This is a genomic window from Dermabacter sp. Marseille-Q3180, assembly GCF_940792985.1.
Classification (GTDB): Bacteria; Actinomycetota; Actinomycetes; order Actinomycetales; family Dermabacteraceae; genus Dermabacter; species Dermabacter vaginalis.
The window spans coordinates 323,954-346,319 of sequence record NZ_CALNWU010000001.1 but is presented as its reverse complement, the minus strand read 5'-3'; the positions used below and the strand labels follow the sequence as shown (position 1 = coordinate 346,319).

The 22,366-nt window shown below is 61.8% G+C and carries 18 protein-coding genes; 9 read left to right on the top strand and 9 right to left on the bottom strand.

Annotated features, from left to right (window positions below; translation table 11 throughout):
- The first annotated feature begins 272 nt into the window (after positions 1-272).
- Complete coding sequence (aspS, locus tag NBW56_RS01600; protein WP_126846190.1) at positions 273-2,084, top strand: aspartate--tRNA ligase; 1,812 nt, start codon at positions 273-275, stop codon at positions 2,082-2,084.
- Positions 2,085-2,155: 71 nt separating this feature from the next.
- On the opposite strand, the gene NBW56_RS01595 is transcribed toward aspS, so the two are convergent.
- Positions 2,156-2,755 carry a DUF3043 domain-containing protein gene (locus tag NBW56_RS01595; protein ID WP_250257724.1) on the bottom strand — a complete coding sequence of 200 codons (600 nt, stop codon included), beginning with the start codon at positions 2,753-2,755 and terminating at the stop codon, positions 2,156-2,158.
- A 132-nt stretch (positions 2,756-2,887) separates the two neighbouring features.
- Between NBW56_RS01595 and NBW56_RS01590 the strand changes: the two genes are divergently transcribed.
- The 5 genes from NBW56_RS01590 to ctaF all read left to right on the top strand — a co-directional run bounded on the left by NBW56_RS01590 (position 2,888) and on the right by ctaF (position 8,089).
- Complete coding sequence (locus tag NBW56_RS01590) at positions 2,888-4,261, top strand: dipeptidase (RefSeq protein WP_250257723.1); 1,374 nt, start codon at positions 2,888-2,890, stop codon at positions 4,259-4,261.
- Positions 4,262-4,362: 101 nt separating this feature from the next.
- The gene (locus NBW56_RS01585; RefSeq protein WP_150333157.1) at positions 4,363-4,719 is read left to right on the top strand and encodes a HesB/IscA family protein; all 357 of its coding nucleotides are present in this window, start codon (positions 4,363-4,365) and stop codon (positions 4,717-4,719) included.
- A 333-nt stretch (positions 4,720-5,052) separates the two neighbouring features.
- Positions 5,053-5,961 carry an aa3-type cytochrome oxidase subunit II gene (gene ctaC, locus NBW56_RS01580; protein ID WP_250257722.1) on the top strand — a complete coding sequence of 303 codons (909 nt, stop codon included), beginning with the start codon at positions 5,053-5,055 and terminating at the stop codon, positions 5,959-5,961.
- On the top strand, positions 5,958-7,670 hold the full coding sequence (gene ctaD, locus NBW56_RS01575) for an aa3-type cytochrome oxidase subunit I (RefSeq protein ID WP_250257721.1): 1,713 nt from the start codon (positions 5,958-5,960) through the stop codon (positions 7,668-7,670). Before ctaC ends, ctaD begins: the two co-directional genes overlap by 4 nt.
- A 2-nt stretch (positions 7,671-7,672) precedes the next feature.
- Positions 7,673-8,089, top strand: a complete 417-nt coding sequence (gene ctaF, locus NBW56_RS01570) for an aa3-type cytochrome oxidase subunit IV (protein ID WP_250257720.1) — start codon at positions 7,673-7,675, stop codon at positions 8,087-8,089.
- A 763-nt stretch (positions 8,090-8,852) separates the two neighbouring features.
- Here the strand turns inward: ctaF and NBW56_RS01565 are convergent.
- The 6 genes from NBW56_RS01565 to ctaE form a co-directional block, all read right to left on the bottom strand.
- Entirely contained in the window at positions 8,853-9,986 is a 1,134-nt protein-coding gene (locus tag NBW56_RS01565; RefSeq protein ID WP_250258517.1) for an MFS transporter, read from the bottom strand.
- Positions 9,986-10,312 carry an ArsR/SmtB family transcription factor gene (locus NBW56_RS01560; protein ID WP_074296621.1) on the bottom strand — a complete coding sequence of 109 codons (327 nt, stop codon included), beginning with the start codon at positions 10,310-10,312 and terminating at the stop codon, positions 9,986-9,988. The genes NBW56_RS01565 and NBW56_RS01560 overlap by 1 nt, the downstream gene beginning before the upstream one ends.
- Positions 10,313-10,976: 664 nt before the next feature.
- Complete coding sequence (gene qcrB / locus NBW56_RS01555; RefSeq protein WP_250257719.1) at positions 10,977-12,608, bottom strand: cytochrome bc1 complex cytochrome b subunit; 1,632 nt, start codon at positions 12,606-12,608, stop codon at positions 10,977-10,979.
- A 6-nt stretch (positions 12,609-12,614) separates the two neighbouring features.
- Entirely contained in the window at positions 12,615-13,691 is a 1,077-nt protein-coding gene (gene qcrA / locus NBW56_RS01550; protein WP_164497567.1) for a cytochrome bc1 complex Rieske iron-sulfur subunit, read from the bottom strand.
- Between the two features lie 5 nt (positions 13,692-13,696).
- A complete protein-coding gene (gene qcrC / locus NBW56_RS01545; protein WP_126846175.1) occupies positions 13,697-14,497 on the bottom strand; it encodes a cytochrome bc1 complex diheme cytochrome c subunit in 801 nt (266 codons plus the stop codon).
- Between the two features lie 49 nt (positions 14,498-14,546).
- Positions 14,547-15,233: an aa3-type cytochrome oxidase subunit III gene (ctaE, locus tag NBW56_RS01540; RefSeq protein ID WP_250257718.1), complete on the bottom strand. Its 687-nt coding sequence runs from the start codon at positions 15,231-15,233 to the stop codon at positions 14,547-14,549.
- Between the two features lie 228 nt (positions 15,234-15,461).
- Here ctaE and trpD point away from each other — a divergent pair, with 228 nt between their 5' ends.
- A complete protein-coding gene (trpD, locus tag NBW56_RS01535; RefSeq protein WP_150333163.1) occupies positions 15,462-16,532 on the top strand; it encodes an anthranilate phosphoribosyltransferase in 1,071 nt (356 codons plus the stop codon).
- Here the strand turns inward: trpD and NBW56_RS01530 are convergent.
- On the bottom strand, positions 16,510-18,216 hold the full coding sequence (locus NBW56_RS01530) for a DEDD exonuclease domain-containing protein (RefSeq protein WP_284346099.1): 1,707 nt from the start codon (positions 18,214-18,216) through the stop codon (positions 16,510-16,512). The two genes, trpD and NBW56_RS01530, sit on opposite strands and share 23 nt — an antisense overlap.
- Before the next feature lie 12 nt (positions 18,217-18,228).
- Positions 18,229-20,031 (bottom strand): AMP-dependent synthetase/ligase, encoded by a 1,803-nt coding sequence (locus NBW56_RS01525; protein WP_250257717.1) that lies wholly within the window; start codon positions 20,029-20,031, stop codon positions 18,229-18,231.
- A gap of 132 nt (positions 20,032-20,163) precedes the next feature.
- On the opposite strand from NBW56_RS01525, the gene NBW56_RS01520 reads away from it, so the two are divergent.
- Complete coding sequence (locus NBW56_RS01520) at positions 20,164-20,904, top strand: lysophospholipid acyltransferase family protein (protein ID WP_250257716.1); 741 nt, start codon at positions 20,164-20,166, stop codon at positions 20,902-20,904.
- A gap of 58 nt (positions 20,905-20,962) precedes the next feature.
- Positions 20,963-22,363: a class II 3-deoxy-7-phosphoheptulonate synthase gene (locus NBW56_RS01515; RefSeq protein ID WP_250257715.1), complete on the top strand. Its 1,401-nt coding sequence runs from the start codon at positions 20,963-20,965 to the stop codon at positions 22,361-22,363.
- Positions 22,364-22,366: the final 3 nt, after the last annotated feature.

The following is a 22,366-nucleotide window of genomic DNA, read 5'->3' as shown; positions in this document are numbered from 1 at the left end:
GACATGGAACAGGCGATTCGCGCGAAAAATCACCACTGTCGAGATAAGGAAGCGAAGGACGAGCAAGGAGTGAAGCAAGAAGCAGGAGGGGGAGGGGGATGCGGGAGGGAAGGGGATCTGACGGTTGCCCAGCAAGCGTCGGACTGCACCCGAACCTGGTGCGCGCTAAACTGGTGCGGATTGCGGCCTCTTGCGCCTCGCCCCGCCCCGTGCGGCGGCTGAACGTCTACGCGCCGCCCACCACCGACCACCTCGAAGTCAAAGGAATCCTCATGCTTCGCACCCACCGCGCCGGTGATCTCAGGGAAGATCACATCGGCCAGGACGTCACTCTCACCGGCTGGATCGGAAGGCGCCGTGATCACGGCGGCGTGGCCTTCCTCGACCTGCGTGATGCGTCCGGAGTTGCGCAGGTCGTTGTGCGTGAAGAAGACGCTCACCACCTTCGCCACGAATTTGTGCTCAAGGTGACCGGCAAGGTCGAACGCCGCCCCGAGGGTAACGAGAACCCGGCACTTCCCACGGGCGATATTGAGGTCATTGCGAGTGAGGTCGAGGTGCTCAACCCCGCGGCCCCGCTACCGTTCCAGCTCGATGAGCACAGCGAGGTTGGCGAAGAGGCCCGCCTTCGCTACCGCTACCTCGACATGCGCCGTGCGGAAACCTCATACGCGCTGCGCCTGCGCTCGAAGGTGAATCAGGCCGCGCGCGAGGTCCTCCTCAACGAGGATTTCGTCGAAATCGAAACCCCGACCCTCACCCGTTCGACGCCCGAGGGTGCGCGCGACTTTCTCGTGCCCGCGCGGCTTGCTCCCGGATCGTGGTACGCGCTTCCCCAGTCGCCGCAGCTGTTCAAGCAGCTGCTGATGGTTGGCGGTATGGAACGCTACTTCCAGCTCGCCCGCTGCTACCGCGATGAAGACTTCCGCGCGGATCGCCAGCCGGAGTTCACGCAGCTCGACGTCGAGATGAGCTTCGCGGATCAGGAAGACGTCATTGCGCTCGCCGAGAAGGTTCTCGTGAACGTGTGGAAGCAGATCGGTTACGACATCGAGACCCCGATCAAGCGCCTCACCTACCGTGACTCCATGGCGCGCTACGGCTCCGACAAGCCCGACCTGCGCTTCGATCTCGAGATCACCGAGATGACCGAATACTTCCAGAACACGCCTTTCCGCGTGTTCCAAGCCCCTTACGTTGGCGCGATCGTCATGAAGGGCGGTGCGTCGCAGCCCCGCCGCACCCTCGACGCGTGGCAGGAATTCGCGAAGCAGCGCGGCGCGAAGGGCCTCGCCTACGTTCTCTTCCAGGAAGACGGTTCGCTTGGCGGCCCCGTCGCCAAGAACCTCTCCGACGAGGAGAAGGCCGGCCTCGCCGAAAAGGTTGGTGCGAGTGCAGGCGACTGCGTGTTCTTCGCCGCGGGCGACGCCAAGAGCTCACGCGCGCTCCTCGGTGCCGTGCGCAACGAAATCGGTGACCGTCTCGGCCTCATCAACCCCGACGAGTTCGCCTTTGTGTGGGTCGTGGACGCGCCCATGTTTGAGCCCGCGGGCGATGCGGAAGCCGCGGGCGACGTTGCCGTGGGTCACGGCGAATGGACCGCCGTGCACCATGCCTTCACGTCCCCGAAGCCCGAGTTCCTCGACACCTTCGACACCGACCCGGGCTCGGCACTGAGCTACGGCTACGACATCGTGTGCAACGGCAACGAAATCGGTGGCGGTTCGATCCGTATCCACCAGGCCGATGTGCAGCAGCGCGTCTTCAAGCTCATGGGCATCGGAGAAGAGGAAGCGCAGGAGAAGTTCGGCTTCCTCCTCGAAGCCTTCAAGTTCGGCGCACCGCCCCACGGCGGCATCGCGTTTGGCTGGGACCGCATCGTGTCGATCCTCGCGAAGACCGACTCGATTCGCGATGTCATCGCCTTCCCGAAGACCGGTAACGGTTATGACCCCTTGACCGCCGCTCCCGCGCCGATTACGCCGCAGCAACGCAAGGAAGCGGGCGTGGACTTCAAGCCCGAGAAGAAGGCCAAAGACAAGGACTCGGCGAAAGCTGAGCAGGCGTCGGACACGGCTAAGTAAAACCGCCTGACAGGAAACCCCCGGTTACCGAACGAAAGTTCGGGCCGGGGGTTTTCGTGTGTGAGGAAGTCTTACGGACGCGGAGCCTCGCCGTGTTTGATCTGCGGCTTAGGCATACGCCACGGGCGAATGTTCGTTGAACGAAGAAGGCCGTACGACACCATGCCGGCGGGGACCACGCCGAAGCGTTCGGTAAGAACCTTGCGAATCTTGCGGCGCAAGAGGAACGTATCGATCACGACGACGAGGATGCCCGCCCACAGCACGGCGAGAAACACGATCGAGACGACCTGGAATTTCACCGGGTCGATGAGCTGCATGGCGAACGGGAACAGCATCGCGATAAGCGCGAACGGCAAAAAATACTCAGCGACGTTGTGGCGCGAATCGACGATGTCACGCACGAGACGGCGATCGGCGCCTCGGTGCTGCACGGGGTAGTGCGCCTCATCACCGGTGAGCAGAGCTTGATGTTCGCGGTTTGCAGCGGCGCGATCTTTCTGCTTAGAGCGGCGCTTTGCTTCCTTGCGGTCCTTCGGCACGAGAGGCGTGCGGCGCGCGGCGACAGCTTCCTTGCGCGAGCGGGTTGGACGCCCCTTCTTCGGGGTCGTCGCGGAGTGCTCAGCGCGAGTGGGGCTAGGGGAGTGCTCGGATGGGGTCTCGGTATTCACCCGGCCAATCTTAGTCTCCCGGGGGCCGGACTCGCGCGGTTGGTACGGAGTTTCGTGAGGAATTCCGACGCTTGCGGGGATACGGTGGAGCCAAAGCCAGTATCGCGCTCGCCGCGCGGAAGGAGAAGAGGAATGTCGCTCAGCGTCGACGCCATCAATGACAAGGTCAAAGCCCTTCAACCCCAAGCACTCGAGGATCTCACCGCGCTCGTAGCGATCCCCTCGATTGCCTTCGATGGCTACGATCAATCGCACGTGCAGGCGAGCGCCGAGAAGGTGGCGTCGCTCCTCGAAGATGCGGGCATGCCCGAAGTGAGCATCGAGTCCGTTGATGGTGGCGCCCCCGCGGTTCTTGCCCGCCGTCCAGCGAAGCCCGGAAAGCCGACCGTGATGCTGTACGCCCACCATGACGTGCAACCCGTTGGCGACGAATCCGAGTGGACCACCCCGCCGTTCGAGGCCACCGAGCGAAACGGCCGCCTGTATGGCCGCGGAGCTGCCGACGACAAGGCCGGCGTTATGGCGCACGTGACCGCGCTTCGCGCCCTTAAAGATGAGCTCGAAGAATCCGGCGTGGGCATCGTCGTGTTCGTCGAAGGTGAAGAGGAATACGGCAGCGAGACCTTCCGCCCATTCCTCGAAAAGCACCAGGACCTGATGCGCAGCGACATCATCGTTGTGGCCGACTCCTCGAATTGGGCCGTTGGCCGCCCCGCCCTCACGACGAGCCTGCGCGGCGTTGTCGCCTTCGAGCTCGACGTTCAAGTGCTCGACTACTCGGTGCACTCGGGCATGTTCGGCGGGCCGGTGCTCGATGCGCTCACGCAGCTCTCGCGCATCCTCACCACCTTCCACAACGAGGACGGCACCATTGCCGTTGAGGGACTTCACGTTGCCGAAGCCCCCAAGGTCGACATGGAGGAAGCGGACTTCCGCCGCGACGCCGGCGTTCCCGAAGGGCTGCCCCTTGCGGGTGACGGCTCGATCACGTCGCGCCTGTGGACCAAGCCCGCGATCTCGGTGATCGGCATTGATGCGCCGCCCGTGCAGCAGGCCTCCAACACCCTCATCTCGAAAGCCCGCGCCAAGGTGAGCGTTCGCATCGCCCCGGGCGAAGACCCGGCACACGCGACCGAAGTGCTCAAAAAGCACGTTGGGGCCCATACGCCGGCCGCAGCGAAGGTCACCTTCACGCCCGTTGACGCGGGCAAGCCGTTCCTCGCACCCGCGAGCAGCGCGGGAATGGATCTTGCGCGCCGCGCGTTCCATGATTCGTGGGGAGTCGAGCCCGTGGATACCGGGCTCGGCGGCTCGATCCCGTTCATCTCGGATCTGCTCGAGCTGTTCCCCAAGGCCGACGTGCTCGTCACCGGCGTTGAAGACCCGGATTCGCGCGCACACGGCGTCGACGAATCGCTCCACCTCGGCGACTTCGAGCGCGTATGCGTCGCCGAAGCGCTCATCCTGCTCGGCGCTGCCGAGCTCGACCCGAAGGAAACCGCCTAAGTCACACGTGACGAGGGAATGCCCACGCGTCATAGACCGCGTGAGGTGGGCCCGCGTACAGTGACGTTAAGCGTCACCTACTCGGACTTAACGGAGGAACCATGACTACGACCGAAACACAGACGGCTCCCGCCCACGGCGTGACCCTCACCCAGGTGGCCGCCGATAAGGTCAAGCAGTTGCTCGCACAAGAGGGCCGCGATGACCTGCGCCTTCGCATTGCCGTGCAGCCCGGCGGATGCTCGGGGCTCATCTACCAGCTCTATTTCGACGAGCGTCTGCTCGATGGCGATGCCACCGTGGACTTCAGCGGCGTTGAGGTCGTTGTCGACAAGAACTCGATCCCGTTCCTTTCCGGTGCGACGATCGACTTCTCCGACACGATTGAAAAGCAGGGCTTCACGATCGACAATCCGAACGCGTCGAGCTCGTGCGCTTGCGGAGATTCCTTCGCCTGAGCGCCACAGTGAGAGCGATACGAGTGGGCTGCCGCACATGCGGCGGCCCATTCGACTTTCCTCGAGTAGCCGTCGGAGCCTGGTACTGGGGCGCACGCGCCGTGAAAACATCCCGACCGGCATAAACGTGACTGAGCAAACCCCACCGAATCCGCGAAAAGCGGCTGTGAAGGCCACATTTAGTGGCGAGTCGCGTATGATGACTAAGGACTCTCGTCCCGATCCAGGCGTGCGCCCCGTGCCAGCCGGGAGGGAAGAGCCCGAAAAAACAGCACAATCGAGCGCGAATCTCCCCGCAGCCGATTCGCCACGCGATACACGGAAGGTCAGCCTGTGATCCCCCAAACCCCGGAACGCAGTCGCCGGATGCCGAAGGCCATCGCCGCTTTCGCCCTTACGGCGCTTGCTCTCGTGGGCTGCACGGAAGAGCAGCAGCGAGGATTCCTCCCTGGTGACGCCACCCACCAGATCACGAACCACACCGACCGCATCATCACGATGTGGAGCGGCTCGTGGATCACCCTCCTCGCCGTCGGTCTCCTTGTGTGGGGCCTCATCTTCTGGTGTGCGATCGCCTACCGCCGCAAGAAGAACGACAAGGGTTTCCCCGTTCAGCTGCGCTACCACGTGCCGATCGAACTGACCTTCACGCTGATTCCGGTCATCATGATCATGACCCTCTTCTACTTCACGCAGCGTGATATCTCCGAGATCGAGCGTCTCGATCCGAACCCCGATGTCACGGTCAACGTCGTTGCCAAGCAGTGGAGCTGGGACTTCAACTACGTTGACGCCGATGTCCACGAAGATCCGGGTGTCCAGTCGTTCCGCACCGGCGAAGAAGGCGCAGCCGAGGATCTCCCGACCCTCTATCTCCCCGTCGGTGAGACTGTCGAGTTCCAGCTGGACTCCCGCGACGTCATCCACTCTTTCTGGGTCGTGGACTTCCTGTACAAGAAAGACATGATTCCCGGCCACACCACCGCGTTCCAGGTCACGCCGCAAATTGAAGGCACCTACGCGGGCAAGTGCGCCGAACTGTGCGGTGAGTACCACTCTGACATGCTGTTCAACGTCAAGGTCGTGTCGAAGGAAGAATTCGACAAGCACATGGAAGAGCTGCGTGCCAAGGGCAATGAGGGGCAGCTTTCGAACGACCTCAACCGCCTCCAGAAGTCCTGGAATATGAAGGACGATTCCGACCGCCGCATCGAAAACCGTCGTGAGGATGCCAAAAAGTGAGCACTACCACCACAGAAACCACGCGCCGCTTCGCCCCGGCACAGCCTGAGACGAAGAAGGGCAACCAGTTCTTCAAGCTCCTCACCACGACCGATCACAAGACGATCGGCATCATGTACATGGCCACCGCCTTTTTCTTCTTCTGCTTTGGCGGCGTGCTTGCGCTTCTGATCCGCGCTGAACTGTGGGAGCCCGGTCTCCAGGTTGTCGTGTCGAAGGGCCAGTACAACCAGCTCTTCACGATGCACGGCACGATCATGCTTCTTATGTTCGGCACGCCCCTGTTCGCGGGATTCGCGAACTACCTTCTGCCGCTGCAGATCGGTGCTGTCGACATGGCGTTCCCACGCCTGAACATGTTCTCCTACTGGCTCACCGCTTTCGGTGCCCTCATTGCGTGCGCGGGCTTCCTTACCCCCCAGGGTGCGGCTTCCTTTGGTTGGTTCGCCTACGCGCCCCTTTCCGACACCACCTTCACGCCGGGCCTCGGCGGTGACCTGTGGGCCTTCGGTTTGTGCATGCAGGGCTTCGGCACCATCCTCGGCGCCGTCAACTTCATCACCACTATCATCACGATGCGTATGCCCGGCATGACCATGTTCCGCATGCCGATCTTCACGTGGAACATCCTCATCACGTCGATTCTCATCCTCATGGTCTTCCCGCCGCTCGCCGCCGCGCTCTTCGCCCTCGGCGCCGACCGCGTGCTCGACGCGAACATCTTCGACCCCGCGAACGGCGGGCCGATCCTCTGGCAGCACCTCTTCTGGTTCTTCGGCCACCCCGAGGTGTACGTGCTCGCACTCCCGTTCTTCGGCATTGCCTCGGAGATCATCCCCGTCTTCAGCCGCAAGCCCATCTTCGGCTACAAGACCCTGGTCTACGCGACCATTTCGATCGCCGCCCTCTCCGTGACAGTGTGGGCCCACCATATGTTCACGACCGGCGCCGTCATGCTCGACTTCTTCTCGTTCATGACGATGATGATCGCCGTGCCCACGGGTGTGAAGTTCTTCAACTGGGTGGGCACCATGTGGCGCGGGTCCATCACCTTCGAATCACCGATGCTCTTCACGCTTGGCTTCATGACCACCTTCCTCTTTGGTGGCCTCACCGGCGTGATCCTGTCGACCCCGGTGCTCGACTTCCACCTGAGCGACACCTACTTCGTTGTCGCCCACTTCCACTACGTCATCTTCGGCACGGTTGCCTTCGAAATGTTCGCGGGCTTCTACTTCTGGTGGCCCAAGATGTTCGGATACAAGCTCCGTGAAGACCTCGCGAAGATCCACTTCTGGCTTCTTCTCGTAGGCTTCCACATGACCTTCCTTATCCAGCACTTCATGGGTGTCGAAGGTGCTCCGCGCCGCTACATGAACTACCTCTCTGAGGACGGCTTCCAGTGGATGAACCAGTTCTCCACGATTGGTGCGTTCATCCTTGGCGCCTCGACCCTCCCGTTCATCCTCAACGTTGTGCTTACCCACACGAAGGGCAAGAAGGTCACCGTCAACGATCCGTGGGGCTACGGCGCCTCCCTCGAGTGGGCCACCTCGTGCCCGCCGCCGCGCCACAACTTCGCCGAACTACCGCGCATCCGCTCGGAACGCCCGGCTTTCGACCAGAAGTTCCCCGAAGTTGCCGCCGTCGATCAGGTTCACGTCAATCGCGACGAGGCAGCACTCGCTAGCGCCCACGGAGGTAAGTAAGAATGCGCACCAACGTCATCATCTTCGCCCTCATCGGCTGTTTCGTGACCGTCGTCGGCGTCGTTTACACCCTCCTCACCCTCAACGTCGATCCCGGCGGGATCGAATGGGTCGGTGTTCCCGCACTCTTTGCCCTCGCGGCGATGTGCTGGATGATCGCCATCTACGTGTGGATGAACGAACGCCGCTTCGGCGGCGGCGCCCAGGACGATGAAGACGCCGAGGTTCACGAAGAGGCTGGCCACAAGGGCATCTTCGCCCCATACAGCTGGGCACCCCTCGTGTGTGCAGTCGGAGCTTCCCTCGCGTTCGGCGGGTTCCCGATCGCCCACTGGATCACCGCGCTCGGAATCGTGATTGGCATGATTGGCGTCGTCATGTGGGTGATGGCCTACTCCGTGGGGCACAACAACCACTGAGAGTAAGACTCCTAGTCGCTCCTGAAATTGGGCGCTGACATCTTGGACATAGTGAAGGCCCGGCTGGCTCGCAAGAGCCCGCCGGGCACTTTGCTGCGTATCGCGAACACCGCGACGGCTCGTGGCCGAGATCGCCGATAGGTGGTTCGCCTCAAGGTGGAGTGGCCGGGCTAGCGTGGATGGCGTTGATTTCGGAGATTAGGAATTGTGCAATCCGCCCACGAAACCATCACGCCACTCATCCTCGCTAATTCGGTAGGAATGTTGCCCTTGGCGCACACTGGCGGGACTCTTGTGGAAACGTTCGATTGTCGATCCGGCTGGGTCGAGATGTCCCAATGTGCGGGCGTCAGGCCCAACTTTGCGGGGCTAGCTAGCTCCACCGCGTCGCGGGTGTTGGCGGTAGGTTCCTTTCGTCGTTTGGGCAGAAGCTGTTCCTAGACGGCATGGTACTTATTGAGCCCTTCCCCGACGGGGTAAGCAGGGCAGCGACGGTGATCGCGGCGAGGGTCTATGCACTGCCGTGGATGAGTCGGTATTGCTGGGCTGTTGGTGGGTTGTCATCTGCGGTTCGACTTGGACCGCCATAGGCGCGAATGATTTCGACTTGGACCGCCATAGGCGCGAATGATGCGGTAGGGCGTTGCTGACGGCCGGCACCCTGGCAGTCGGGGGAGCTGGGGCGCTGGGCGGGTCCTAATAGAGTACGGGCTGTCGAAACGAGAAGCGATGAAGCGGCTTGAAGACGTATTGGGTCACGCTGCTACGCTTTGGAACCCACCCGTTGTCGAATAATCTGGCAGAGCAGTGCGAGTGCGGCGACGCCCGCTGCCGAACCGCACAGCACGGCCGGCGCCACGTGCGCAGCTACCAACAGCGAGCCAAGAGTCGCCCCTAGTGCCGATCCCAGGTAGTTGGCTGATGCGTTAGCAGCCACAGCCGTGGCACCATCTGCTGGATTCGCCTGCAGGAGCACATGTTGCTGGGGCGCGAGGGACGACCAACCACACAGCCCCCAAATGAACAGGCTTACCACGGTGACCCCTGGCAGATGCCCTTGAGTCATGCCGATCAGCGCGCATGTCAGGCCGGCAAGGATGACAGCGCTCAAGCGCAAGGGGTCACATCTGTCCACGAGCCGTCCGATGCCTAGTGCACCGAGCGCCCCACCGAGTCCCCAGACCCAAATCCCCAGGCTCTGATGCGACGCTAGACTTCCGGCGGACAGCACGACGGTCAGGTAGGTGTAGAGTCCCAAGGAAGCCACTGCGGTGAGAAGAGTTACTGAAATCGTGAGGAGATTCCGTGGGCTTGTGATGGATCGCAGTCGGTCAGCAGCGCTAGACGCCGGAATTGACGGTAGCTCGCCGCCGCCCAGCGTTATGCCTGCTAGCGCAGCGCAGCCAATGATCACGATCAGCAGTATCGCGGCGCGCCATCCCCACAGTTGTGCCAGGAACAGGCCGATGGGCACACCGAACACGGTACCGACGGCCAGACCGGCAAGAACCAAAGCCACCGCACGACCACGACGCTGTTGATCTACAACCTCTGAGGCCACCGCGGACGACAGTGGCGAGTACACGCCTGCTGCTGCGCCAGCGACTATACGAGTGGCCAGGAAGACCCCGATCGTTGGTGATAGTGCTGTGATCAGGTTAGCTACCGTGAATACCAGCAGGGCTGTAACCAAACTGCGTCGTGACCGCTGCCCAGCGCGTCCTGCAAGTAAGGGGCCCGAGACTGCGTACGAGCCCGTGAATGCCGCAACGCTCAACCCGACATTGGCTTCCCTAGTTCCCAATGAAGAGGCGACCTGGGGTAGAAGACCCGCCACGACATAGGCGTCTAGGCCGAGGGCGACGCTGCCCAACACGAATGGCCACAGTCGACGCATCATTCTTGTGCCGCCTTGGAGGCTGCGTTTGCGATAAGTGCCGCAAGAACCCCTGGGAACAGCTCATCCAGATCCTTGCGCCGTAACCGGATTAGGCATGCACGGCCCTCGCTCCTCGTCCACGTCACTCCTGCCTCTCGCAGCATACGCGTGTGGTACGTCAGCGTCGAACGGGGGAGGTCGTCCGCGAGCTCAAGGCTGTCGTGCTCCTGCCCGTCGGCTAGGCGGCAGATCATTTCTAACCGCGTAGGGTCGCTCAGGGCGGCAAGTACCCTAGGCAAACTGATGTCGTCAGGATTTGGGTGGTGATATTCACGGGGTGTCATCGCGCCTCCATTAATCGTGCAGTAATAGCTGCACGATTATCGTACAGGAAAAGCTGCACGATTCCGAACGCCGTCAGTGAGGTGACACCGGACATTCAGACGATTTGGGCTCTCCCGGTGGTGTCTAGAAGTGTTGCGGCGGCTCTCGACGAGGGATACGTGATTGATGGTGGCTCCAACGCAACAGTGACGAGATTTCTAGCCGTTAGAAGGCGGAGCCGAGACCGCGGTTGAGCGCCGCACTTGTGTAAAGCAAGGGGTGCCCGGGGTAGAGGGCGACAAACTATCTGCGGGTGCGACAGGGGAAACTCATTTGGATGTTTGGGCAAACGTGAACTTTTTAACTGTGGTGGGAGCGATTTGGCTGCGCTCCTTCTGGACGTGTGGCCGGTTTCGTGACGCGCGGTGCGCATGCACGAAAGCCGAGCAACCGTCGGACTGCCGACGCAACAAAACCACCACGCGAACTAACGAAGTTTGACTGCCCTTAATCAACCCGGTGAGGAGGGAAGAGGGGAACAGAAGAGAAGGGAACGGAGGTGTGGTGGGGAAGCAGGAGGCAAAGCAGAAGAAGCCCCGACATGCGGAAGTGGGGGCCTGCCTCGAGCCAAACGCTCGGAGGCAAACCCCCACAACCTCTATGGAATTCGAGGAGTGTACTCGATCAGCTGCCGATGAGAGCCTTGATCTTATGCTCCTCGTGACCCGAGTGCTCGAGTGCCTCGCGGAGCTCCGCAGGCGTCGCAGGCTCCACGCGATCCTTGAAGAAGAAGCTCGACGCCTTTGCACGCAGCGACGAGACACCCTCGCCCTTTTGGAGCGGGCGGTGGTTGTCGTAGCTGACGAGCACCCAGCGGTCGTACTCGCTAAGCGGCTCGTGGATCTCGAGCGTCTCACCGTTCTCCATGCGCACAACCTTGCCGGTTTCAACGCCGTGGAGGGCGAGCTGCTTCTTGTGCTTCTGAATCGAAAGGCACAGGCGCTTCGTCACGATGAACGAGATGATCGGGATCGCGAAAATACCGATGCGGAAGAACCACGTGAGGTTGTTGAGCGACATGTGGAACGCCACGGCCATGAGGTCGTTCGCACCGGCGAGAATCGACACGAGGTACGCGGCGATCCACGCCACACCGAAGCCCGTACGCACCGGAGTGTTGTATGGCAAGTCGAGGACGTGGTGCTCGCGGTCGTCGCCCGTCACCCACTGTTCGATGAAGGGGTAGAGGGCAAGGCTGCCGAACATGATGCCCGGGAAGACCATGCCGGGGATGATGATGTTGAGTGAGATCGGGTAGCCGAAGATGGTGGGCTCCCAGCCCGGCATGAGGCGCAGCGAGCCTTCGAGGAAGAGCATGTACCAGTCAGGCTGCGAGCCCGCCGACACGGGGGAGGGGTCGTAGGGGCCGTAGTTCCACACGGGGTTCATCGCCACCGTAGCGCCCACGAGGGTCAACACACCAAACACGATGAAGAAGAAGCCGCCAGCTTTTGCCGTGTACACGGGGAAGAGCGGGTAGCCCACAACGTTGCGGTCGGTGCGACCGGGGCCCGGGTACTGCGTGTGCTTGTGCATCACGAGGAAGAACATGTGCAGCGCGATGAGTGCAAGGATCGCACCCGGGATGATGAGGATGTGCACCGTGAAGAGGCGCGGGATAATGTCGTGGCCCGGGAACTCGCCACCGAACATGAGCATCGAACCGTAGGTGCCGAGAATGGGGATCGCCTTCATCACGCCATCGGCGATGCGAAGGCCGTTACCCGAGAGCACGTCGTCGGGAAGTGAGTAGCCCGAGAAGCCCGCGAGCATCGCGAGAACCATGAGGCCGAAGCCAATGAGCCAGTTGAGCTCGCGCGGCTTGCGGAATGCACCGGTGAAGAACACGCGGAACATGTGCACGAAGATCGCCACCATGAACGTGAGCGCAGCCCAGTGGTGAATCTGGCGAAACAGAAGACCGCCCCACACGTCGAATGACAGATGAAGGGTCGATTCGAATGCCGCCGACATGTGCGCGCCTTGAAGCGCCGTATACGAGCCGTCGTAGACAACCTCGTTCATCGAAGGAACGAAGAACATGGTGAGGAAGATGCCCGAGATGATCAGCACCACGAAGCTGTAGAGCGCGACCTCGCCGAACATGAACGACCAGTGATCGGGAAAGATCTTGCGCGCGAAGCCCTTGACAATGCTGGCGCCGCTCGTGCGCTCGTCGAGCCAGCTTGCGCCAACTGAACCGAGTTTGAAGGCCTTCGAGTCGCGGTCGAGGCCGGTGGTCTGGGTGTCACTCATGAGGAATTACTTCTCCTTGTGAATGTCCCAGAAGCTGGGACCGATGGGCTCGGGGAAATCGCCGGTCGCCACGAGGTAGCCCTCGTCGTCAACCTCGATGGGAAGTTGGGGAAGCGGGCGGTGCGCGGGACCGAACACGACCTTCGCGCCGTCAGTGACATCGAAGGTCGACTGGTGGCACGGGCAGAGCATGTGGTGGGTCTGCTGCTCGTAGAGAGCTACCGGGCAACCAACGTGCGTGCAGATCTTGGAGAACGCGAGAATGCCTTCGTGCCCCGCTTCAAGCGATGCTTCGCTCTTGCCATCCGCAGGATCGATGCGCACGAGCACGGCGGCTGCCTTGGCACGTTCTTCGATCCAATCGGGCGTTTCTTCCGTGAGGCCCTCGGGCATCACGTGGAAGATCGAGCCGACCGTGACGTCGGAGGCCTTGATCGGGGTCTGGTCGTGGTCGCGAGCGATGCGCACCCGCTTCTTGTTTTCTGTTGCCCGGCCCCAGTAGGTGTGGTGGAGCTTGTTGCCGGGCAAGGGGCCAAGGGTAGAAATCGGGAAAAGCACCGCGATGGGGAGCGCCGCGAGCGCTCCCACGAGCGACGCTACAACGAGGGGGCGGCGAGCAATACCGGATTCGTTGATGCCGTCGACAAGAATGTTCGACGCAGCTTCGCGGGTCTCCTCGTCACCTCGCTGTGCGTGACGCTCCTCGGTGACTTCGTGGTCGGGCATGAGGGTTTTCGCCCAGTGAATCGCGCCCGCGCCAATAAAGAACACGCCCACGGCGAGGCCAACGCCCATGGTGAGTGTCGACCAGTGCACGGCCGAAAGCGTGCCTTCCTCGGCAAGGAGGTTCGTGCCCGTGGGGCTGAACAGGAAGTAGGAGGCGATAAAGAACGCCGTACCAAGGATCGAGAGGAGGAAGAGCAGCGAGACGATTCGCTCGGCGCGCTTTTCGGCCTTTGGGTCGAGGTCCGCCTGGCGATATTCGTGGGGCGGAATACCCGGGTTCCGGAAACCACCTTCCTCTGCGCGCGCGACGGTGCTTACGCCCTTGCGCGGTGAGGTGCCGTCAATGTTGTGGGTCAGTTCGTTCACTTTGCCTTAGCTCCCAACCAGATTGCGCAGCCGAGCAGGATCGCGAGAATCGCCGTCCAGGCGAAGAGGCCCTCGGTGACCGGGCCGAGCGCGCCAAGCGAGTACCCGCCGGGCGAGCCATTCTCTTCGAGCTGGTTGAGATAGGCGATGACATCGCGCTTGTCATCGGGGCTCAGGTTGTTGTCGTTGAACACCGGCATGTTCTGGGGGCCGGTTTCCATGGCTTCGTAGATGTGCTTGTCCTCAACACCGCGAAGAGTGGGGGCCCACTTTCCCTCGGTGAGGGCGCCGCCAGCGGCGGATGCGCTGTGGCACATGGCGCAGTTGATGCGGAAAATTTCGCCGCCCTTGGTGACGTCCGCACCCTCGGTGTTGAGCTGCTCTTCACCCGGGACCGAGGGGCCGGGGCCGAGCGAAGCGACATAAGCGGAAAGCTGCGAGATCTGCTTGTCAGTGAACTGCACGGGCTTGCGCTGCGCCTGGGGGCCGGATTCCTGCATTGGCATACGACCCGTGCCGACCTGGAAGTCGACGGCTGCGGCACCGACGCCGATGAGCGAGGAGCCAACTGTATTACCGTCGTCGTCCTTGCGGCCTTCGCCGTTCATGCCGTGGCAGGTCGCGCAGTTCGACACGAAAAGCTTCTTCCCCTCGGCGACATCCGACGCCGAGAAGGCCTCGGCGGAAGCATCCTTGGGGGAGAGGACGGCGAACAACCCGCCCGTGGCGATCAACGCCATCAGGATGATGGCAAGGAGCGCCATCGGGTGATGGCGGTGTGTGGCCAAAGCCTTCACTGTGAGGACCTCGTTTCGGTAAAGGGTGCGAATCCGAGCAAGGGAAACTTTAGAAGAAGACCCAATTGCCTTCGACGGTGTGCAGGACGAGTGGATCGAGGAGGTAGACGACGAAGAAGAGTGCTACCCAAATGACATCGACGAAGTGCCAGTAGTACGACACGCAGATCGCGCTGACTTCTTCGTGGTGCGTGAAGTTCTTCGCGGCGTAAGCGCGCGCGAGAACAAAGAGGAAGGCGATGAGCCCGCCAAGGACGTGGAGGCCGTGGAAGCCCGTGGCGAGGTAGAAGATCGAACCGTGCGGCGTGCTCGAAATCGTGAGGCTCTTGTGGATGAGCTCGGCGTACTCGAAGACCTGGCCTGAGACGAAAATCGCGCCGAGCACGAACGTGAGCGTGTACCACTCGATAAGGCCCCAACCGGCAATGTTGACGATCGAACCGGTGCGGCGCTTACGGCGCTTCTCGGCTGCGAAGACGCCCATCTGGCACGTGATCGAGCTTGTGACCAGGATGATCGTGTTGGTGATGGCGAAGTTGAGCGTGAAGTTCTTCTGGCCCTCGTAGAACACTTCGGGCACAACGCCGTACAGCGTGAAGTACATGGCAAAGAGCGCACCGAAGAACATGATTTCGCTCGCGAGCCACACGATGGTGCCGACCTGAGTGGTGTTCGGCCTGCTCACGGGGGAGGTGCGAGGGGCGGAGGAAAGAGTCGCTGTTGTCACGGTTCTCATTCGTCGTTGGTCGGGAAGCGAGGCCATGCACGGCACATGGTCTCGGCCGTGGGGCAGGAGCCCTCGCGGCCCTGCTGGGACAAAAGTCCGTGCGCAGGTTTTTTCAGCATACCCGCTAGGAGCGTGATTGTTGAATCGAATGGGGGCTTTTGTCCCGGTTTTTTGCGTGATCTAAGCCCTGTTCCGCCTGGTGAGCATGCCCTACGTCACGAGTCGGCGCGGCTTAGCATGGGCGCTATGACGGATCAAGAAATCTATACCTGGTCGGCACTGACCACCGCCCTCACGAAGGGGCGCGATCTCACGAGCGATGAGGCGTGGTGGGCCATGGGTCAGGTCATGACGGGGAAGGTTGATCCGGTCCCACTCGCGGGATTCCTCGTGGCACTCCAAGCCAAGGGTGCTGTCGTGCATGAAGTGAATGCGCTTGCCTCCTCGATGCTCGAGCACTCTACAACCATCACGGCGCCGCAAGGTGCCGTAGACATCGTGGGGACCGGCGGCGATGGTGCACATACGGTGAATGTCTCGACTATGGCCTCGCTTGTCATTCGTGGCGCCGGAATCCCTGTCGCGAAACACGGCAATCGGGCCGTGAGCTCGAAATCGGGTTCCGCCGACGTTCTCGAAGCGCTGGGCGTGCGCCTCGACCTTCCCGTTGCACATGTTCAACGCGTCCTTGACGAAGCAGGAATTTCGTTTTGCTTCGCGCAGGTGTTCCACCCTTCGATGAAACACGCGGCTCCCGCACGCGGCGGCCTCAAGCTCCCCACGGTCTTCAACGTTCTCGGTCCCATCACGAATCCCGCGGGCGTTCGGGCACATTCGGTGGGGGTTGCTTTTGAGGAGATGGCCCCCGTGATCGCTGGAGTTTTTGCCGACCGCGGGGCTTCGGCAGTCGTTGTGCGGGGCCGGGACGGTCTCGATGAGTTGAGTATCGCCGCCGAATCCGATGTCTGGGAAGTCCACGGCGGTATCGTCACCACACACGTGGTCAAGCCCGAGGATTTCGGACTTTCACGTGCGAGCATCGACGCACTTCGAGGAGGCGATCCTTCCTATAACGCGCAAGTCGCGCGCGATCTTCTCGCGGGCAAAACGGGGCCGGTTCGCGATGCCGTCGTGCTCAATGCCGCTTCGGGCATCGTCGCAGCCGAAGGACTTGAACAAGATTCCGACGCCTGCCTCGCTTTCATGGACCGCATGCGTAACGCGGTGAAGCGTGCAGAAGCATCACTCGATTCCGGCGCCGCTCAGGCTGCACTTGATTGCTGGGTTACGGCGTCGCAGAGCGCGTGAACGTGCGCTGAAATTCCTCGAGGGTGAAGCGCGCTGTAGAGGGCATCGACCATTCGCCCTCAATGTGCACGATCCTTATCCCCGGTTCGGCGAGCCACTCGAGGATGAGCTCGGCCTCGTGGTGATAGCCGAAGCACATTGGCGCGCGCAGCTCGGTCTCCGGTTCGCTTTCGCGTGAGAGCTGCGCGACCACAGAGAGCGGGTCCGTCCACGCGGGCATCGTGCGAGTGGCTCCGAGACGCCCGTGGCGCACCGCGAAAATCTCCCACTGCCATGGCGTATCTGCCTCTGCTCCCGGGCAGGCGACCTTACGAGCAGCGACAATGAGCGGCACGGCAGCGATTGAGCGCAGCCGCGCCGCGCGGCGTGCCGCATGCGTAAACAGCTCCACTCGGGTGCGGAGTGCTTCGGCGTTTTCGTAAAGTCCGCGCTCCACGAGGACACGCATCTTCGCCGCCGCATACTCGAAAACATCACGTGGGTCCTCGGTGAGGGCTCGGTGCATGCGCGCGTGGAAGCCCGGGTGTCCGCACAGACGGTCCGACGGTCCCTCGGCAACCGTCGGACCCTCGCTTTCAAGCGGGCCAGCCTCAGAGCCGGGAGTTTGCTCGCTCCCGACCGCCGAGCCCAAGGCCGCGTAGACGAGCGAGCGAATGGGTTCGACATCGTGGCGCGAGCGCAGCGGACCGATATAGGCATGGACGGCGGTTTCCTCATGAACTTTGCGCGCGAGGCGCAGACCATCCTGATTCACACGCAGCCAATTGCCGAGCGATCGCCGCACTCCCTGGCGGTTCGCGAGAGGGCGTGTGCGGGCGATCGCGCGCATTTCGCGGACCGCGGCTTCGGATTCGCTCGAGCATTGCACCACGTCGATGCGCTCGGTCGCAGGGATGATGTCGAGAACGGCACGCCTCGTTTCGTGCGGCGAAAAGTAGGTGCGGACGCGTGAGCGGAGGTTGCCGGATTTCCCGATATACAGCGCGGAGCCGTGTGCATCGATGAACGAATACACGCCTGGGACTGCCGGAATGTCGGCGGCGAGGTAGCGTTTGCGAATTTGCGCGGGAGTCGCCCTCTTGCCGCTCGTGGTGAGATCGGAAAGATGACTCGCTCCACTCGTGGAGAGGCGCGCGATGATTTCGTGGAGCACATCGACTGTCGCACGCGCATCGGAAAGTGCCCGGTGATTCGGGACTGTGGTCGCCCCCACGGTGCTTGCGAGCGTTGAGAGCTTGTGGTTTTTTACCTCGTCGCGGCCAAAGACCCTGCGGGCGAGAGCGAGAGTGTCAACAACCTCGAAGGGAGGCCAACGGTACTCGAGCCTCAGTGCCGCGGCCTTGAGGAAGCCGATGTCGAAGCGCGCGTTGTGGGCAACGAGCACGGATGTACGCGCGAACTCGAGAAACGCGGGGATGACGGCTTCTGCCGTGGGCGCCTCTCTCACCATGTGATCGGAAATACCGGTCAGCGCGGCGATATACGCGGGGATCGGCCGTTCGGGGTTGACGAAGGTTTGAAATTCTTCGACGACCTCGCCGCCCACCACACGAACGGCGCCGATTTCCGTGATCGCGTCGAGATCGGCGTTAGTCCCGGTTGTTTCGAGGTCGACGACGACGAATTCGACATCGACCAGCTCGGGGCCGAGATCCTCAAACGCTCGCTGCGCTACGTGAGCGATTGCGCTTCCGCCTTACTTTTTCTTCGTATAAATACGGTCGATGACGTCGGAGAAGTCTTTGACGACGGCGGCGCGCTTGAGCTTGAACGACGGGGTGAGGTAACCGTTTTCTTCCGTGAAGTCCGCGTCGATGATCTCGAACTTGCGGATCGACTCGGCGCGCGAGACCGAAGTATTAGCCTCGTCGACGACTCTTTGGACCTCGGCGACGACGTCCTCGTGGGAAATCGCTTCAGCCATGGGAACCGAGCCAAGTCCCTTGTTCTTCAGCCACCGTGGAAGCATCTCGCGATCGAGCGTCACGATTGCCGAGACGAAGGGTTTCTGGTCACCAAGAACGATGCACTGGCTGACAACAGGACTCTGGCGCACGACGTCCTCGAGCTGTGCGGGGGAGACGTTCTTCCCGCCCGCCGTCACGATGATTTCTTTCGAGCGCCCGGTAATCGTGATGTAACCGTCTTCGTCGATCGTTGCGGTGTCGCCCGTGTTGAACCAGCCATCCTGGAGAGCCTGGGCTGTTGCTTCGGGGTTGTTCCAATACCCCTTGAACACCATGACGCCTTTCACGAGAAGCTCACCCTTATCGTTGAGCTTCACCTTGGAGCCCGGGAACGGCGGGCCCACGGTGCCCACCTTCACGTTCCAAGGGTTGTTGACGCCCACGGGGGCGGTGGTTTCAGTAAGGCCGTACCCCTCGAGAATCGTGACGCCCACCCCGCGGAAGAAATGGGGGAGGCGATCGCCGAGCGGCGCCCCGCCCGAAATGGCGTAATTGAGCTTGCCGCCCATGAGGTTGCGAAGCTTCGAGTACACGAGCTTGTCGAACAGCTTGTACTGAGCCTTGATGTGCAGGGGAATCTTGCCGGTATCGAGGCCCTTGGAGTAGTCAATTGCGACGTCGACCGCGTGGTGGAAGATCTTCCCCTTGCCGTCGCCAACAGCCTTTTGCTCGGCACCGTTGTAGACCTTTTCGAATACGCGCGGTACGGCGAGCAGAACGGTCGGCTTGAACGATGCCAGGTCGTCGAGAAGGTGCTTCGCGTCAGGCGAAAAACCGGTCGTGCATGCGGTGACGACCGTGATGAAAGTGATGTCGCGCGCGAACACGTGCGCGAGGGGCAAGAACATGAGGAGGCGCGAGCCAGGAGGCATCACGGCCTCACCGAGAAGCCCAATCGCATTGAGCGATTGGTCCATGAAGTTCGCGTGCGTGAGTTCCACGCCTTTCGGGCGGCCCGTTGTGCCCGAGGTGTAGACGATCGTTGCGGTGTCGGTTTTGTGGCGGCTCGTGCGAGCCTTTTCGACAGCCTCGTCGTCAACGTCGCTCTCGGCAACGGAAAGTGCGTCGATGATGCCTTCATCGATAACCCAGACCTGCTCGAGGTCAGGTAGCGAGGAGCGCACCTCATCGATGTCCTGCGCATGGCCGGCGTTCTCGCAGAAAATGAAGCGTGCACCCGAGTCAGAGGCAATCCATTCGATTTGCCCGGGGGAGGAGGTTTCGTAGATCGGCACGCTAATGGCGCCGGTGAACCACAGCGCCCAGTCGATGAGTGTCCATTCGAAACGTGTGCGCGACATGATCGCCACGCGATCACCGGGCTTGAGACCCTCGTTGATGAGCCCTTGCGCGAGGCGCTTGACGAGCGTGATGAACTCGGGTGCATACATGGGCGACCATGTGCCCGGTGTCAGCTGGCGCTCCCACAGGGGGATATCGGCGTGCTTTGTGCGGCGCAAGAGGAGGAAATCAGTGATGTTTTCGTCGGGTTTCGACTCAGCGATCTGAGGTGTTTCGAACTCGCGTGACACGGGGGAATGCTCCTTGACTGCTAGGCGGCGCTGAAGTCGAGTGTACGCGTCTTCGATGGATTGGGCCTCCTTGGCAGGCCTTCGTGGCGCATTCGTTCCCTCACGCTGGTCGCTGCCCTATAAGGTTGAGCCGTGCATCTTTATTCTGCCTTGCAGCCCATCGTGAAATTCCTCCTGAGGATCGTATGGCGCCCGACAGTCTCGGGCCTAGAAAACGTTCCGTCCTCGGGGCGCATGATCATGGCCTGCAACCATGTCTCCGCGTTTGAAACCTATGTTGTGCCGTGCATGATCCCGCGCGAGATTCACTGGCTCGGCAAAGACGCTCTTTTTAAAGGCAAGGGATTGCCGGGAAAGTTTTTCGCGTGGCTCATGCGGTCTGTCAATGTCATCCCCGTGGACCGTTCGGGGCAGGCAGGCGCGAGCGCGGCGCTGAACGCGGGGATTGCCGTGCTTGAAGGTGAGCACGCCCTCGGGGTTTTTCCCGAGGGCACGAGAAGCCCCGATGGTCGCATGTACCGCGGCAAGACTGGCGCGGTTCGTCTCGCGCTCGCGACCGGGGCGCCTATTCTTCCCGTTGCTGAAATTGGTGCGTTTGAGGCCCAGCGCTCGAAGAAATCCATTCTTCCGAAACTAGGGGCGAGCCTGCACACGACGATCGGCCCCACGCTCGATATGCGCGCCGAGTTGGCAGGTCTCAGGGGCGGGGCGTCGAGCAATTCCCCCGCTTCGCGCGATGAGCTGCGTGCCCTTGCGCGTATTCTCATGGAGGCGATTCGCGACTTGTCCGGCCAAGAGTACGTGGATGAGTACGCTTCCGAGGTGAAGAAGAGCCTCAAGGCTTCGCGCGCGAAGGCGCACGAGCGCGTTTGAGCGCGACCGCGCGTGGACTGCACATGCCCCGCACGCAGGTTTCGCCTACTATGACCGGGTGAGTTACCAGAACCGAAACGTTGCCGCGAGCTTCCACCCCTTTGAGCTCTCCGAATCCTCAGCCCACCTTGAGGCACTCTCGTCGTGGCGCGAATATCCGCGCATCCAGCAGCCCACGTGGCCGAATGAGGAGGAGCGCGCGCGGGTGTTTGATGAGCTTCGCGCAGCGCCACCACTCGTGTTCGCCGGCGAGGTCGACCTGCTTCGCACGCATCTCGCGAAGGCAGCTCGTGGTGAGGCATTCTTGCTCCAAGGCGGCGATTGCGCCGAAACTTTCGCCGATTCGACCGCAGATCGCATTAAGAACAAGGTTCAGACGATCCTCCAGATGGCAGCGATCCTCACCTATGGCGCGTCCCTGCCCACCATCAAAATGGGGCGCATGGCGGGACAGTTCGCGAAGCCTCGCTCGAGCGATACCGAGACGATCGATGGCGTGAGCCTCCCGAGCTACCGCGGCGATGCCGTAAACGGGTATGAGTTCACGCCCGAATCCCGCGTGCCGGATCCTTCACGCCTGTGGAAGATGTACACGACCGCTTCGCAGACTCTTAATCTTTTGCGAGCGTTCACGGGAGGCGGTTTCGCCGACCTCAGGCAGGTGCAGGCCTGGAACAAGGGCTTCGTGGAGTCCGACGCCTACTCGAAGTACGTGCGCGTCGCGGACGACATCGAGCGTGCCGTGCGCTTCATGGAGGCGATCGGCGTGGACTTCGATCCCATTCGCATGGTCGAGTTCTACTCGTCTCACGAGGCGCTTCTTTTGGATTACGAAGAAGCACTTGCGCGTGTTGATTCGCGCACGGGGGAGATTTACGGCTGCTCGGGGCACTTCCTCTGGATTGGGGAACGTACACGTCAGCTCGATGGTGCGCACGTGCACTTCATGTCGCAACTGCGCAATCCGATTGGGGTGAAGCTCGGCCCGAACGCAAGCGTCGAGGACATGCTCCGCCTCGCCGATGTTCTTGACCCCGAGCGCGAGGCGGGCCGCCTCACCTTCGTGAGCCGCATGGGCGCCGCAAACGTGCGCGAGAAGCTTCCCGTGCTCCTCGAGGCCGCAAAGAGCGAGGGAATCGAGGCCGTCTGGGTAACCGACCCGATGCACGGCAACACGATCACGAGCTCGAACGGTTACAAGACTCGCCGCTTCGACGACATCATGGACGAGGTGCGGGGCTTCTTCGAAGCGCATTGGGAGGTCGGAACCGTACCCGCCGGGCTCCACATGGAGCTTACGGGCGATGATGTCACCGAGGTTCTCGGTGGCTCAGGCGAGCTTGATGAAGAGGGGCTGCAGCATCGCTACGAGACTCTCGTGGATCCCCGTCTCAACCACTCGCAGTCGCTTGAGCTCGCGTTTCTCGTCGCAGATATGCTTGGCAACCGCCCGAGCTAATCG